We start from the raw sequence: 15,536 nt of genomic DNA, 5'->3' as shown, positions 1-15,536 counted from the left end.
GAGAGTAGGTCGCCGCCAGTTTTTTTAAAGCTCATCAACTAGTGTTGATGAGCTTTTTTTGTTTTATACCTATAGGAAATAGGTAGTAGAATAACACGTAGCAGGTTTTAGTAATCGTATTGTGGTTATTAGCTTGAAGCGTTAATCTATAGGCAATATGCCTAAAATTCCGATTAATCTCTTAGTTTTATTCTAAACACTAAAACCTAAAATTCAAACACCAAACACTAAAACCTAAAACCTAAAACCTGAAACCTGAAACCTGAAACCTAAAACCTAAGATCTCAACTCATAATTCATAATTAATAACTCCTAACTAAAAAACCTAGCCCCGATTGAACGGCATGTGTGACTTCGTCGAACCACTTCGTTAGGTTTGAAGCTCTTTTTGTAAGTAATGGCCAATGCCAAGCACAAAAAAGCGAGTAGTGAAAGCGGGAAGGAGCTACTAATAAAATACTATTTAGTTCATATAGAGTCCGTAGATTTTAACGTTAATGTTTTTATGTTTTGGTTTGGTGCCGGTTTAAGTTTTTATTTAAATCAAATTTTGAAGATAATGTTGTTAATATTTGTGAAAATAAGCTTTTTTATTTTTTTTTCTTTTAAATAAGCATATTTTTGCAATCAAATATTTTAATCAAGTTATGAAAAGAATTTTGTTCTTATGTATGATTGCATTGTTCGCGGTTTCTTGTTCTAAGAAAGTGAAAGTTAGCGGTGTTATCAAAAATGGTTCGCCTTTGGAACGTGTAGAATTTATCGATGCTTCGGGGGTTGCGACTTTGCCATTAATTAATATGGGTGTTGATGCTAAGGGTAATTTTACTGGAGAATTTGAAGCTCCAAAGAACGGAATGTACGCAATGACTTATGCTGGTCAAATGGCGTTCGTTTATCTTAAAAAAGGACAGTCTCTTAATATTTCGGGAGATGCGATGTCTTTCCCGAATGTGTTTACAATCCAAGGAGATGCTAAAGCTAATAATGATTTCTTGAAAGAAACTCAGGCTTACATGGAGCAGTATCTTGGAAAATTGGATATGAGCATTATTTCTAAAGATGAAAAATCATTCTTAACTCAAGTTAAAAAAATTAATGATGATTTGACTAAAAATATCGATGATGCTGCGTCTAAAACAAAAGCTGATTCTGATGTTGTAACGCTTAAGAAAGATGAACTTAAAACTCATATTTTGACTTTCCTTAGTCAATACGAGGCTAATCATGGTGAAGCCGTACAGCAACCAAACTTTAAAGTGTCTACAGCATTTAAAGATTATACTAAGTCTTTGGAAGCTGATGGCGATAAGATGATTAAAAACTTACCGTTGTACCGTAACTATTTGTTAAACAAAATTGGTAACGATTTCCAGAAGTTTGCATTGGCACAAAGCGATAAGAATACAGCGTCAATGTCTTCTATTTTTGCTAAATATTTAAAAGGAAAATCAGAATATTCTCAGGACACTAAAGACTATTTGTTGGCTTTTGTTATTTCTAAATTTGATCTTAATCCGTTTGCTGATAACACAGAAGCTATCATTAAAGTTGCTGATGACAATATTAAAAACGCTGAAGTTAAAAAAGATTTGAAAGCCGCATTCGATGCAGTATATGGTCTTAAAAAAGGTACAGATGCACCTGCTAGTGCTTTGTTAAAAACTGATGGTAAATCTACGACTCTTGCGGACTTTAAAGGAAAACCAACTTTGGTAGTTACTTATGCGTCTTGGAATCCTTACATCGCGCAAAGCACAATTCCAGTTCTAAAAGAAGTTGTTGAATACTACAAATCAAAAATGAATATTGTTTTAGTAAATCTTGATGATACAAAAGCGCAATTTGATAAAACTTATCCAACTTTGATGAAAGGTATTTCTGGCGTTAATGTATATGCTGAAGGTGGTCTTAATTCAAAATTTGCTAAAGATTATTCTGTGTTTGGATTCAAAATTCCTGGATTTACATTGCTTGATAAAGATGGTAAAATTGCAGGTCCAACTTACTATAATCTTGGTGAGCAAAAATTCATCGAAATGTTAAGTAAATTAACAGGTATTGCTGCACCAGCTGCGCCTGAAGCACAAGTTACTCCAGATTGGAATGGACAACAAACTGCGCCAGCGCCTCAACCAGAAGCAGCGCAACCACAAACTAAATAGATAGAAATTTATTCTTAATGAAGAAAAAAAAGAATTTAATTTTAGAAAATATCAGACTCCTTTCTGCCGGTGCGAAAGGAGTTTCTGTTGCTAAAGCAGAGGACGGCAAAACCATTTTTGTAAGCGGAGCCGTACCTGGAGATCTTGTTAATGTACAAGTTAAAAAGTCAAAAAGTAGCTATTACGAAGGTCAAGCGATTGAGATTTTGGAAATGTCGCCTGATCGGGTCGAACCAAAATGTATTCATTTCGGATATTGTGGTGGCTGCAAATGGCAAAATATGTCTTACGAAAAACAACTTTATTTTAAAGAAAGTGAAGTTCTTAACAACATCAAGAGAATTGGTGGTTTCAACGATTTTGTTTGTGAGCCAATTTTGGGTGCGGAAGAACAATTCCTTTATCGTAACAAGATGGAATTTTCGTTTTCCAATGCGCGTTGGTTGACACCAGAAGAAATAAAAAGTGATGTTGAACTTAATAGCAAAGATGCTTTAGGTTTTCATATTCCTGGACAGTGGAGCAAGATTCTTGATCTTAAAGAATGTTTTCTACAAGAAGATCCGTCGAATGCGATGCGCCTTTTCGTAAAACATTTTGCCGTTGAAAATGGCCTTGAGTTTTTTGATGTTCGAAATCAGGAAGGTTTTTTGAGAACTTTTATGCTTCGTCAAAATTCTAAAGGCGAATGGATGTTATTATTCCAATTGTTTAAAGAAGATGAAGATAAAAGAAAATTGCTTCTTGATGCTGTTTTAAAAGAATTTCCTCAAATTAAAACTTTGCTTTTCGCAATTAATTCGAAAGGAAATGACAGCGTTTACGATTTAGATATTCAGACGTATTTTGGTGATGGATTTTTGTATGAAGAAATGGATGGTCTTAAGTTTAAGATTGGACCAAAATCATTTTTCCAAACCAATTATAAACAAGCATTAAATCTTTACCGAAAAACTTTAGAATTTGCAGGATTAACGGGCGACGAAGTGGTGTACGACCTTTACACAGGAACAGGAACTATCGCGCAATATATCGCTAGAACTGCAAAACATGTTATCGGTATCGAAGCCGTGCAAGAAGCCATCGACGCGGCTGAGGAACACGCAGTATTAAACGGTCTAGACAATTGTACTTTCTATTGTGGCGATATGAAGGAGGTTTTCACCGAAGAGTTTTTGTCGCAACATCCAAAAGCTGATGTTTTGGTTACCGATCCACCACGTGATGGGATGCATCCAAAGGTTGTAGAGCAGATTCTTAAACTTTCGCCAGAAAAAGTGGTGTATGTCAGTTGTAATTCGGCGACGCAAGCTCGTGATATTGCATTGATGAAGGAAGATTACGACTTGGTGAAAATCTTGCCAGTTGATATGTTTCCGCAAACACATCATGTTGAGAACATTGCACTTTTGACCAAGAAGAAAAAATAATTTTAAAGAAGATTACTTAGAGTCTGTTTAATTTTAAAAATTAATCAATTTGGCCACAAAAGGAAAAGTAAGGCGCAATTTTAAAAGAGCAAAAAATGCAAAGTATAAAACTTTATTTTTTTTGAACTTTATTGATTGTCGTTAAATGCTATCCTTTTGTGGTTAAATATTTTTAAACAAACTCTTAATTAAAACGAAGATTGTATATGAAGAATTTTAGAACATTAATTATTTCGACCGCTATTTTATTTTTTTATCAAACAGGAACGGCACAGACCGATTCGACAGCCGTTAAAAAAGAAACGCCAGCAGCAACCAAAACGGACGTTGACAAAGATAAAAAAGCAGCGGTTAAACCTTATAAAGATGTGATTACCGATAAAGCGGTGACCGATAACGGTATTATTGATGTTCATAAAATTAATGACAAATACTTCTTCGAATTGCCAGATAATGTTCTAAATAAAGAATTTCTGATGGTGACAAGATTGACTAAATCTGCCGCAGGTATGCGATCTGGAACAACAGGTTATGCCGGCGATCAAATTGGTCAAAAAGTTATTCGTTTTGAAAAAGGTCCGAAAGATAAAATACTTTTGCGTTCGGTTTCTTACGTTGATTACGCTGCAGATTCGACATCTCAAATGTATCAATCCGTAGTTAGAAATAATGTCCAAGAGATTATGATGTCTTTCGATGTTAAAGCTTACGGAAAAGGAAATAAATCTTCTGTTATCGACGTAACAGATGTTCTAAATGCTGACAACGAAATGGTGTCTTTTGATGCAACGGTAAAGGATAATTTCAAAGTTGGTGCTTTCCAGAAGAATATGTCTTTCGTTAATTATGTGAAGTCTTTCCCGACGAATGTTGAGATTAACACGACTAAAACTTTTTCTAAAACGACAGGTCGTGCAGCAACGCCAGTTCCTGGAGCTATTGTCCCAAAAGTCAGCGGGAATTATACCGTAGAGATTAATTCTTCTTTTGTATTGTTGCCAGAAGACAAAATGCAAGCACGTTATTTTGATCCGCGAGTTGGCTACTTCACAGTTGGTTATACCGATTTTGATTTGGATCCTCAAGGAGTAAAGCGTGTTAACCTTATCAAAAGATGGCGTCTCGAACCAAAACCTCAAGATGTTGAAAAATATAATAGAGGCGAATTGGTAGAGCCTGCGAAACCGATTGTTTTTTATATCGATCCGGCGACGCCGCCAAAGTGGGTTCCTTATTTGATGGAAGGTGTTAACGATTGGCAAAAAGCTTTTGAGAAAGCTGGTTTCAAATATGCTATTGTTGCTAAAATCCCAAATACCAAAACTGATCCAGAATGGAGTCTAGAAGATGCGCGTTTTTCGGCGATTGTCTACAAACCTTCAGATGTACCAAATGCGTCTGGACCTTCAATATCGGATCCTAGAACTGGTGAGATTTTGGAAAGTCACATCAATTGGTATCATAACGTGATGTTGTTGTTGAGAAATTGGTATTTTGTCCAAGCTTCACCTATCGATCCTAAAGCTCGCAAAATGGAGTTTGATGACAAATTAATGGGAGAGTTGATTCGTTTTGTGTCTTCTCACGAGGTTGGTCATACGTTGGGATTACGTCATAATTTTATATCAAGTGCAACGGTGCCTGTTGAAAAACTTAGAGATAAAAAATGGTTGGACGAAAACGGACATACACCTTCAATTATGGATTATGCACGTTTTAATTATGTTGCGCAACCAGAAGATAACATCACCGAAAAAGGTATCTATCCGCGAATTGGTGATTATGACAATTGGGCAATCGAATGGGGCTATAGACGTTTTTTTGATTTAAAAACACCAGATTCTGAAAAGTCAAAACTTAACCAATGGGTTATTGATAAAACTAAAAATCCAAGATTATTATTCGGGACCGAGTCTGATACTTTTGATCCAAGATTGCAAAGTGAAGCTTTGGGAGATAATGCAATGTTGGCTAGTGAATACGGACTCAAAAATCTTAAAAGAATAGTTGAAAATCTAGAACAATGGACAGCAACTCCTAATGAAGATTTTACGAATCTTGGGATGATGTATGACCAAGTAACTGGACAGTTCAAACGTTATATTGGTCACGTTTCTAAATATATTGGTGGACGTTATGTAACACCAAAAACGGCAGAACAATCTGGTACTATTTTCGAAACGGTTTCTAAAAAAGATCAAAAAGAAGCACTTGGCTTTTTAGATAAAAATGTCTTCCAAACACCAAATTGGTTGTTGAATAAATCAATCTACGAAAAAACAGGAAAAATGCCTGTAAAGACTGTTGAAGATTTGCAGAATACTGTGTTTAACAGAATTTTGAGTCCGATGGTTTTACAGAATATGTATCAAATGGAAGCTGTTGGAGGCGCAAATTATTCGGTGATAGATTATTTATCAGATTTAGAAAATGTGGTTTTCAAAAATAATGATGATATTTATAGTCGTAATTTGCAGCGAAATTATGTATCGAGTTTATCTAAATTGGTGGACAACAGAAACAATGATCAAACCGATATTACAGCTTTTGTACGTGGAAGATTATCCGATCTTAAATCCAGATTAGCTTCAAAAATTAATGCTGGTGATCAATCGAGCAAATACCATTATCAAGATTTAATTTTTAGAATTGAAAAAACTTTAGATCCAAAATCATGAGACGTTTTCTGAAATTATTAACTGTTGGTTTTACTTTAGCACTTATTTCTTGCGGTGGCGATGACGACATCTGCGTAAGTGGGGAAGCGACGCCTCGTGTCAAGGTAAAATTTAAAACAGAAATTAACGATAAGCTTTTGACCGTCGATACGTTATATGTGAGCGTTGATTACGGCAATGGAAAAATCAAAGATTTGACGAAGCTTTCCAAGGTCGATTCGTTGCTGATACCTTTGCGTGTCGACAATAGCACGGCGACCAAATTATATTTTAAAACAAGAATAAAAGGAGATACGTCGATTGTTAATATTAATTACAAAACGCAATCGGCCTATGTATCGCCAGCTTGTGGCTACAAATTGAGTTACAAAGATGTGACTTACGATTTAGTAAAACCGACGCCAGTTAAAAAAGTTCAATCTAACCAAACCGAAATTGTTGATGAAAACAAAACTCATTTCTATCTTTTGTTTTAGTCTGTCTTTAGTTGCTTATGGACAAAAAAAAACTGCTGATACAATCAAAAAATCTTGGAAGTACGAACCTAATTTTCTTGTAGGATTTGATGTACTTAATGCTGGTGTTAGCGCATTTTCGGACAGAAAGCTTTTCCAAGGGACAATTTCTACGAGATTAACCAAAAAAACGCATCTTGTTGCTGATGTTGGCATTGATAAAAATATCTACCAAAAGAATGGTTACGACGCGAAAGCAAGCGGAACTTTCTTCAAACTTGGGAGTTTCTACATGTTATCTATGGATAAAGAAAATCTCTACAACGGCTTTTACGGAGGCGGAAAATTGGCTGGTACATTTTATAATCAAGAATATTTTGCAATCCCTGTTCGTGCAACGGGCGGCGGCGGCGACGGTACACAATCTTTACCCGAATCTTCACAATCTTCTTATTGGATAGAAGCAGTTTTGGGTGGACGTGTGCAATTGTTTGATTCCAATTTTTTTATCGATGTTAATGTTCAACCAAAATATTTGCTCTACACAACAAAACAAGAAGGCATTATGCCAATGATTGTTCCTGGATTTGGACGTAGCTCTGGGAAATTCGGATTCGGATTTAGCTGGAATATTGCTTATAAATTTTAATTTTTCTTAAATATTAAATTCAGGTAAGAAGATATTTAATAATAAATCAAAAGCCTGACACTCCGAAGAATGTCAGGCTTTTTTTAACAATATAATTTAGTTCCGTATTTTATTTTACTTCCAAAATATAAGGCATTCTCATCATCACGCCATTTTGAAGTTTTGTATCTGTCAATTGTTGGAAGATTTTATAGTTACTTTCGCCAAGTTTAGATTTTAACATTTTTTCCGAAATCTCTTCTTCATCCAAACTTCCAAACATTTCTTCGAAAGGATTAGATTTTGCAGGATAAGTTTTTAGACTGTATTTAGAAAGTTTTGCACGTTTTGCAGCATCAGCAATAGCTTGATTAATACCGCCAAGTTCGTCAACCAAACCAAGTTCTTTAGCTCTTGTCCCAGACCAAACGCGTCCGCCGCCGATGGCATCAATTTGCTCGAAAGATTTTTTACGATTGGTCATTACAAAATGTACAAAACGTTTGTAAGTGCCTTCAACACTTTTTTGCATCATGTTAAGTGTACCAGACGTTGGTCCTTGCAATGCCGAATACATATTAGAATTGCTGTTGGTTTGGACTACGTCGCTGCGGATTCCGTTTTTGTTTGCGATGTCTTTGTAATAAGTCATTAGTCCAAACACGCCGATGGATCCTGTAATAGTGTTAGGCTCTGAGTAGATTTTGTCCGCTGCCATGGCGATGTAATAACCGCCAGACGCCGCATAATCTCCGAAAGACACTACAAGTGGTTTTTCTTTTTTAAGTTGTTCTAGCTCAAAAAGAATTTCGTCAGAAGCATTGGCGCTTCCACCAGGTGAGTTAATTCTTAATACAACAGCTTTCACTTTTTTGTCTTCTTTTACTTTTTTAATTTCTTTAATGAAAGTTTCAGAATAGATACCATTCGTTCCTTTACCAGAGTTGATTTCGCCACTTGCATATAATACCGCCACTTTATCGTCTTCTGAGTCTGGATCGATAGTTCCGAAATATTTCGGGAACGAAATTTTACTAAGTTTATCCTCTTTTTTAATACCAATTTTTTGACGAAGAATGTTGTCGTACTCAGATTTCTGAATCAACTTATCAGCTAACTTGTATTTGATATTATTTTCTGGGATAAAACTGTACAAGCTGTCTGTAATTGTTTTAAACTCCGCTGGATTTATTTTTCTAGATTGTGCAATCTGAGAAGAATTTCTTGACCAAACGTCATTAAGAAGTGTAAAAAGCTGTTCTTCGTTTTCAGGAGAAATTTTGTTTAACATAAAAGGCTCCACTGCCGCTTTGAATTTTCCGTGACGAATAACTTGGATGTTAATACCGTATTTATCAGCAAAATCTTTGAAGAACGCAACTTCCGCAGAAAGACCTTTTAGCTCGATACCACCAGTTGGGTTAAGGTAAAATTGATCTGCTACTGATCCTATATAATATGCTGCTTGCGAAACATTATTACCATAAGCGTAGACGAATTTTCCACTTTTCTTAAAATCTACTAAAGCCTGACGAATGCTTTCTAACTGTGTATTACCAGCTGAGAAATCATCAAGTTCTAAACTAATACCTTTAATATTATTATCGGTTTTCGCATTGATAATAGATTTTTGAAGGTCAAGACTTGTGATGGTTTTCCCTTCTTGTTTAAAATCGAAGATTGAAAACTGCTCGTCACTGGGACTTTCGATAACTTTAGTTTTTAGATCTAAGGTAAGAATAGAGTTTTTCTTAACAGACCCACTACTATCCATGAAAGCGCCCATAATAGCGAAGAAGATAAATCCTCCTATGAAGATAGCTACTAAGATTACAAAAGCAACTATATTTGCTAGTACATACTTGAAAAAAGATTTCATAAATAATTAATATTTGATAATATGTCGCAACATGTTGCCGTTTTGTTACTCGGTAGTAATAAAAATAATCCTAAAATACAGATTGAGAATGCTATAAGTAAAATTGTTAATTCTGGATGTACAATTGTTAATATGTCAAAAATCATGGAAACATCACCAATAGAATTTTATAGTAGTAATAATTTTTGTAATATTGCATTGGAAATCAAGACTTTTTTATCACCTAGTAATTTATTAACCTCACTCAAAAATATTGAGGTCGAAATGGGGAGGTTACATGATAGTGGCTATTATGGAGGATATCAAGATCGAGAGATAGATATCGATATAGTATTTTATGATAAAATTACGTTTGTAAGTAAGAAGTTGCAGTTACCACATAATAAACATGCTTTCGAAAGAGCATTTTCTAGGGAGTTACTTTCTGAAATAGGTTATTAATAGAAGTAAAAACACAATATGAGAAAAAAATTAATTCTTTTGGCTGCCGCCTTTCCAGCATTAATTTTTGCACAAAATTCTAATCCGTACGGGTCAGGCTCTGAAAAAACTGAAAAATTCACTAACGAAAAAAGACAATTTAAAGATTGGGCTGTTTCTGTTGGTGGAGGTGGTGCATTTATGCAATCTGCGGATTTAACATCTTTTTATGATGGTAAAATTAATTGGGGATGGAATGGCTACATCAGTCTAGACAAACAAATTACACATACCTTCGGTGTTAGTTTGAACTTTTCTAAAGGAAAAACTAATCAAAAAGGTATGGCAAAACCACAATGGGGCGTTGGGCAAGCCTATACCATGTATAATCAATTGGCTGTACTTGGTGATGTTAATCTTTCTAACCTAATGAGAAGGGTTGATAATAAATCTGAATTTAAATGGGCATTGCATGCGTATGCAGGTGTAGGATTAGAGAACTTTACAGTTCATCTTCAAGATGAAGGTATTTATAAAAATTGGCCTTTTCATCTAGAGCAAAAACTAGATCAGGCATCAGCATTTTGGACCACAGGTGTGGGTTTGAAATATAACTTATCAAAGCTTGTTGATTTGGAGTTACGAGCAATGTATGTATTCTCTGGTGACGATGCATTTGACGGGTCAGGTACACAAGGTGGGCGCGCTTATGACCCTACTTTACCAGCTGCAGCTTACATGCAAATTAATCCAAGTAGATCAGATAATCCATTTACGGTTAATCTAGGATTAAGCTTTAAGATTGGAAAGAGTGGAAGAACACATTTGGCTTGGGTAGATCCACTTCATGACGCTTTTGCAAGAACTAGTAAACTTGAGACAGATATTAAAGATTTTGTTGTTTGTGAAAAAGGAGATGCTGATAACGACGGCGTTTGTGATGACTGGGATAGACAACTTGATACACCTGCCGGTGCTAGAGTTGATGGAGCTGGTGTAGCTCTTGACATTGACTTAGATGGTGTAATAGATCTTCATGATAAATGTGTTACCGAACCTGGTCCAATTGAAAATAATGGATGTCCAATCGAGTCACCTACTAAAACATTAATTAAGTCAAATATAATAAGCGAAATTAACGAATATCTTAAATCCGTTGAATTCGAATTAGGAAAGTCTGTTATCCGAAAATCTTCATATAACTTACTAGATCAAGCCGCAACAGTTATTAAAAGTTTAAATAACGAACAAAACTTCCTTGTTGTTGGCGCAACGGATGCTAGAGGCTCAGAAGTTCTGAACAAAAAATTATCTCAACAACGAGCAGATGCTGTTAAAGCTTATCTTGTAGCGAAAGGTGTATCTAATAATATTCTTGATGCGGAAGGACGAGGTAAGTCCGATCTTAAATTCCCAGAATGTGATCCTGCTACTAAGTGTCCAGAATGGAAAAACGAGGCTAACAGAAGAGTATATTTTATAGCTAAATAGTAATTAAGAAAAACGACATAAAATGAAACAAAATTTATTAACCATATTAACCTTAACAGGCTTTTTATTTCCTTCGATAAGTTATGCTCAAGAGGCTGTTAAAATCGATTCTGCATCTACACAAGCTTATCAGCCCTTCACACAAGATTCAAAAAGATTTAATGATTGGTCGATTTCAGCAGGTGCTGGTACAGCGTTGATTCAGACAGGTAATATTACATCAATTAACAATGGTTCAGGAAAGACATTGTTCGGTTATTCAGCTTATTTTAGTGTTGATAAAGCTATTACGCATGCTTTCGGACTAAAATTGCAATATGATAAAGGCGAAACAAGACAAGGCAATGCAAATACTAAAGATCATGTTGATAATGTAAAAGCAGCAAGAACACAATATGACGCTATTTCATTATTAGCTGATGTTAATATTTCAAACCTATTAAGAAGAGTTGATAACAAGTCTAACTTTAGATGGGCCTTACACGGTTATGTTGGTGGAGGAACATTAGCTTATAAAGCTTATATCCAAAATCCAGGTATGCCATATAATCAAAACTTAGCTACTGAGATTAAACCTTTTAAAATAGGTTCTTTATTTGCACAGTTTGGTACTGCTCTTAAATATAGAATGACCAATTCATTAGATTTGGAAGGTAGAGTTATGTATATGGTGACAGGTGATAATACTTTTGATGGTAGTTTAGGTGTTAATCAACATAGTACCAATAAAGTATCAGATAATTTAGTTAGTGCAGCTTTAGGTTTAACATATAATATTGGTAAGCATCAGTCACATTTATTCTGGCATGATCCATTACAAGAAATTTACTACAAACTAGATGTTCTTGCAGACAAGACTGACGATGTAGAAGTTTGTAAAAAAGGAGATGCTGATAATGATGGCGTTTGTGATGATTGGGATAGACAGCTTGATACACCTGCAGGTGCGAGAGTTGACGGTTCTGGTGTAGCATTAGATGCAGACTTAGATGGTGTGATTGACCTTTATGATAAATGTGTTACTGTACCTGGACCAGTAGAAAATAATGGATGTCCAATTGTTTCTGCTAATCAAGGGCAAGGTTCTGTATCCGAATCTACAGGAGAGATTAAAGGTATTGAGTTTAATCTTAATTCTGATAAAATTCTTCCTAGTAATGTGTCAATTCTTTCGAATACAATTGATAACATTAATGCTTCAGGAGGTTCGTTTGTAATCGTAGGGGGTACAGATACAAGAGGTACAGATACATACAATCAAAATCTTTCTGAAAGAAGAGCAAATAATGTTAAAAACTTCTTAGTGAAGAATGGTGCAGATGCTAACAAGCTACAGACTATTGGTAGAGGAGAGAAAGACCTTCTTTATCCAGAATGTGAGCCAGCTACTAAGTGTCCAGAATGGAAAAACAGAGCTAACAGAAGAGTTTATTTCGAAGCGAAATAATTTACTTTTAAATAAAATTGAAAACCGTTGAGACATCTCAGCGGTTTTTATTTTTTTAAGCTTTAGTAATTGTTTATTTTTACGATATGAAAACCGAGGTTCAATTATCACAACTTTTACACGAGCAACTTCAAAGATTTTGGGGTTATTCAGAATTTCGTGAAGACCAAGAAGCGATTATTACATCGGTTATCAATGGAAAAGATGCCTTAGCACTTTTGCCCACAGGTGGCGGAAAGTCGCTTTGTTATCAACTTCCTGCAATTATTCTTGAAGGAACTTGTTTGGTGATTTCGCCGCTTTTAGCTTTAATAAAAGATCAAGTTGATGCGTTGGAAAATCTAGGAATTGAAGCGGAGTTTCTAAGTTCTGAGTTAGATGATGGCGAAGTTGAAGCGGTTTTCAATAGATGTATAGAAGGATTTACTAAAGTGCTTTATGTCTCGCCAGAACGACTTAAAAACCAAGAATTTCTACGAAGAATCCCTGAAATTAACATTTCCTTTATAGCTGTTGATGAGGCGCATTGTATCTCAGAATGGGGACAAGATTTTAGACCGAGTTATCAGAATATCAAATTTTTTAGAGAAGAATTTAAGAAAGTCCCTATGTTGGCTTTGACAGCGACGGCGACACCAGAAGTTGTTGAAGAGATCGTGGTCAAGCTTTCATTAAAAAAAGTCAATATTTTTAAGCAAAGTTTTGAACGTGATAACCTCAATATTATTTGTCAAAATATCACCGACAAGTATCAAAAAATAAAAAATTTTTTAAGCCAAAATAAAACCGCTGGGATCATCTATACACGAACCAGAAAAGAGGCTGAGGATCTTACATACTTTTTAAAAAATTCAGGTTTTGATAGTGTTAATTTTTATCATGCTGGACTTTCTCGACAAGATAAAGAACGTTTACAAAAACAATGGCAGAACAGCCATTCGCGAGTTTTGATTTCGACTAATGCCTTTGGGATGGGGATCGACAAAGATAATGTGAGGTTTATTATGCATCTGTCGCCGTCGTCATCGATTGAGAATTATTATCAAGAAATCGGTCGCGCTGGTAGAGATGGAGAGGAATCGATAGCCTATCTTTTTTGGAACCAACAAGAGTTAAATGAGTTTGATGCTATTTTAAAAAATCAAATTCCGAGCAAAGAAGAATACCAATCGATACTTCGATACTTGTATTCGATTTATCAAATTGCCGAACACGATTTGCCCGAGCCAATGTTTACACTAAAGCTTGACAGAATTAAAAGTTTAAGTAAAGCCTCGCGTGCTAAGATTGTTAATGTTCTCAATTTTTTGCATAATCAAGAGCTTATATATTATAAAAATACTTGGAGTCCGTCGAGCATAGAATCTCTGGTTAATGGTCAAGATATCGAATTGTTGCCATCAAAAGACGCTCATTTTTTAGAGCTATTGTTTAGAAATATTGCTGGTTTGGCTTCTGGTAAAGTTCATTTCAGTGAGAGGGCTTTTTGCGAGAAAAATCATTTCGATATCAAATTATTTAGAGAGCGATTAGAAGATTTACAAAAGGCGGGACATATCCAATATTTCGATGGTGCAAATCATGCGGTTAGGTTTCTAAAACCACGCGATGAAAACAGATTGTTTGGTTATTATTGGAAGCTGTTTTCAGAAATACAAGAAAATAAACTTCAAAAATGGAAACAAATGAAGTTCTACGTCACCACGCAAGATTATTGCCGAATGAAGCTCGTTTTACGCTATTTTGGAGAGAAAAATACTGAAGAGTGTGGCAAATGTGATTATTGTCAAAAAAAGGCACCAGTAGGTTCTAATAGCTTAACTAATGACATCCTGTTACAGTTGACTTATCAGCCAAGAACATTAAATGAATTGGTAGCGATTCTCAAAATTCATTCTCGAGAAACTATTTTAGAAATCCTGATTTTTCTTTTAGATTTAAGAAGAATCAAAATGTTGAATTATAAAACTTATACGATAAACTCATAAATGAAAAGTTTAAAAGTTGTGTTTCTAGGAACACCAGAATTTGCAAAAACCGCTTTGGAAGCTATTCACCAATCGCATCACGAAGTTGTGGGCGTGGTGACAGCAACGGATAAAGCTAGTGGAAGAGGGCAAAAAGTAAATGCCTCGCCTGTTAAAATATATGCCGAAGAACAAGGTCTTAAATTATTTCAACCAGAAAAATTAAGAAATTCTGAATTTTTAGAAGAGATAAAATCCCTTAACGCTGACGTGTTTGTGGTTGTTGCATTTAGAATGATGCCCCAAATGTTGTTTTCGATTCCGCCGATGGGGACGTTTAACTTGCATGCGTCTTTGTTGCCAGATTATCGTGGTGCGGCGCCGATTAATTTTGCAGTGATAAATGGTGAAACCAAATCTGGAGCGACCACTTTTTTTATCAACGAAAAAATTGATGAAGGTAATATCTTACTTCAAGAAGAAATTGATATTTTGCCAGAAGATAATGCAGGAAGTCTTCATGACAAATTGATGGTGATGGGGGCTGGATTAATTGTTAAAACTTTGGACGGTTTAGCTTTAGGAAATCTTACCGAACGTCCGCAGCCAGAAAAGGAAAATCCAAAAACAGCTTACAAGATTTTTAAAGACGATTTAAAAATTAATTGGGATCAAACCTCCGAAATCATCCACAATTTTGTGCGTGGTATGTCGCCTTATCCAACGGCTTTTACGATTTTAAATATCGAAAATGAAGAAAAATCTTTAAAGCTTTTTAAAGGAAAATTTGAATTAAATAATCACAACGAAACAGCTGGGACAATTCACATTTCTAAAAATGAATTTAAAATCGCAACAAAAGATGGTTATTACTTCCCCGAAGAATTGCAATTGCAAGGCAAAAAACGAATGCTTTTAAAAGATTTTTTAAATGGTTTTCGTAGTTTCGAACAAATAAAAATGGCTTAGTAATCAC

11 protein-coding genes are annotated in these 15,536 nt (G+C 35.1%); 10 read left to right on the top strand and 1 reads right to left on the bottom strand.

All coding sequences use genetic code 11. The features are described from left to right. The first annotated feature begins 647 nt into the window (after positions 1 to 647). The 5 genes from AC23MB_RS08225 to AC23MB_RS08205 all read left to right on the top strand — a co-directional run bounded on the left by AC23MB_RS08225 (position 648) and on the right by AC23MB_RS08205 (position 7,377). Entirely contained in the window at positions 648 to 2,165 is a 1,518-nt protein-coding gene (locus tag AC23MB_RS08225; protein WP_487786970.1) for a TlpA family protein disulfide reductase, read from the top strand. Positions 2,166 to 2,182: 17 nt separating this feature from the next. Then, positions 2,183 to 3,595 carry a 23S rRNA (uracil(1939)-C(5))-methyltransferase RlmD gene (gene rlmD, locus AC23MB_RS08220; protein ID WP_079668250.1) on the top strand — a complete coding sequence of 471 codons (1,413 nt, stop codon included), beginning with the start codon at positions 2,183 to 2,185 and terminating at the stop codon, positions 3,593 to 3,595. A gap of 206 nt (positions 3,596 to 3,801) precedes the next feature. Continuing rightward, complete coding sequence (locus AC23MB_RS08215; RefSeq protein ID WP_487786969.1) at positions 3,802 to 6,273, top strand: zinc-dependent metalloprotease; 2,472 nt, start codon at positions 3,802 to 3,804, stop codon at positions 6,271 to 6,273. Continuing rightward, positions 6,270 to 6,749 (top strand): DUF6452 family protein, encoded by a 480-nt coding sequence (locus AC23MB_RS08210; protein ID WP_312321932.1) that lies wholly within the window; start codon positions 6,270 to 6,272, stop codon positions 6,747 to 6,749. Before AC23MB_RS08215 ends, AC23MB_RS08210 begins: the two co-directional genes overlap by 4 nt. After that, positions 6,715 to 7,377 (top strand): DUF6048 family protein, encoded by a 663-nt coding sequence (locus tag AC23MB_RS08205; protein ID WP_374330489.1) that lies wholly within the window; start codon positions 6,715 to 6,717, stop codon positions 7,375 to 7,377. The genes AC23MB_RS08210 and AC23MB_RS08205 overlap by 35 nt, the downstream gene beginning before the upstream one ends. Positions 7,378 to 7,486: 109 nt before the next feature. Here the strand turns inward: AC23MB_RS08205 and sppA are convergent, their stop codons facing one another. Continuing rightward, positions 7,487 to 9,235: a signal peptide peptidase SppA gene (sppA, locus tag AC23MB_RS08200; RefSeq protein ID WP_487786968.1), complete on the bottom strand. Its 1,749-nt coding sequence runs from the start codon at positions 9,233 to 9,235 to the stop codon at positions 7,487 to 7,489. Positions 9,236 to 9,256: 21 nt separating this feature from the next. On the opposite strand from sppA, the gene folK reads away from it, so the two are divergent. The 5 genes from folK (at position 9,257) to fmt (ending at position 15,529) form a co-directional block, all read left to right on the top strand. After that, entirely contained in the window at positions 9,257 to 9,676 is a 420-nt protein-coding gene (folK, locus tag AC23MB_RS08195) for a 2-amino-4-hydroxy-6-hydroxymethyldihydropteridine diphosphokinase (RefSeq protein ID WP_374330485.1), read from the top strand. An 18-nt stretch (positions 9,677 to 9,694) separates the two neighbouring features. Beyond that, positions 9,695 to 11,146 carry an OmpA family protein gene (locus AC23MB_RS08190; protein ID WP_487786967.1) on the top strand — a complete coding sequence of 484 codons (1,452 nt, stop codon included), beginning with the start codon at positions 9,695 to 9,697 and terminating at the stop codon, positions 11,144 to 11,146. 22 nt (positions 11,147 to 11,168) lie between these two features. Continuing rightward, positions 11,169 to 12,593, top strand: a complete 1,425-nt coding sequence (locus AC23MB_RS08185) for an OmpA family protein (protein ID WP_374330483.1) — start codon at positions 11,169 to 11,171, stop codon at positions 12,591 to 12,593. Between the two features lie 86 nt (positions 12,594 to 12,679). Then, entirely contained in the window at positions 12,680 to 14,581 is a 1,902-nt protein-coding gene (locus tag AC23MB_RS08180) for a RecQ family ATP-dependent DNA helicase (protein WP_487786966.1), read from the top strand. Beyond that, positions 14,582 to 15,529, top strand: a complete 948-nt coding sequence (gene fmt / locus AC23MB_RS08175; RefSeq protein ID WP_313031776.1) for a methionyl-tRNA formyltransferase — start codon at positions 14,582 to 14,584, stop codon at positions 15,527 to 15,529. The last annotated feature ends 7 nt before the right edge of the window (positions 15,530 to 15,536 follow it).

This window comes from Soonwooa sp. T0.1_25 (assembly GCF_057652215.1).
This window is presented reverse-complemented; position numbering and strand designations above follow the sequence as displayed.

Coding starts and splice junctions, on each gene's coding strand:
- fmt (WP_313031776.1), top strand. CDS start 14,582: ATGAAAAGTTTAAAAGTTGTGTTTCTAGGAACACCAGAATTTGCAAAA.
- rlmD (WP_079668250.1), top strand. CDS start 2,183: ATGAAGAAAAAAAAGAATTTAATTTTAGAAAATATCAGACTCCTTTCT.
- AC23MB_RS08225 (WP_487786970.1), top strand. CDS start 648: ATGAAAAGAATTTTGTTCTTATGTATGATTGCATTGTTCGCGGTTTCT.
- AC23MB_RS08185 (WP_374330483.1), top strand. CDS start 11,169: ATGAAACAAAATTTATTAACCATATTAACCTTAACAGGCTTTTTATTT.
- folK (WP_374330485.1), top strand. CDS start 9,257: ATGTCGCAACATGTTGCCGTTTTGTTACTCGGTAGTAATAAAAATAAT.
- AC23MB_RS08210 (WP_312321932.1), top strand. CDS start 6,270: ATGAGACGTTTTCTGAAATTATTAACTGTTGGTTTTACTTTAGCACTT.
- AC23MB_RS08215 (WP_487786969.1), top strand. CDS start 3,802: ATGAAGAATTTTAGAACATTAATTATTTCGACCGCTATTTTATTTTTT.
- AC23MB_RS08205 (WP_374330489.1), top strand. CDS start 6,715: ATGAAAACAAAACTCATTTCTATCTTTTGTTTTAGTCTGTCTTTAGTT.
- sppA (WP_487786968.1), bottom strand. CDS start 9,235: ATGAAATCTTTTTTCAAGTATGTACTAGCAAATATAGTTGCTTTTGTA.
- AC23MB_RS08190 (WP_487786967.1), top strand. CDS start 9,695: ATGAGAAAAAAATTAATTCTTTTGGCTGCCGCCTTTCCAGCATTAATT.
- AC23MB_RS08180 (WP_487786966.1), top strand. CDS start 12,680: ATGAAAACCGAGGTTCAATTATCACAACTTTTACACGAGCAACTTCAA.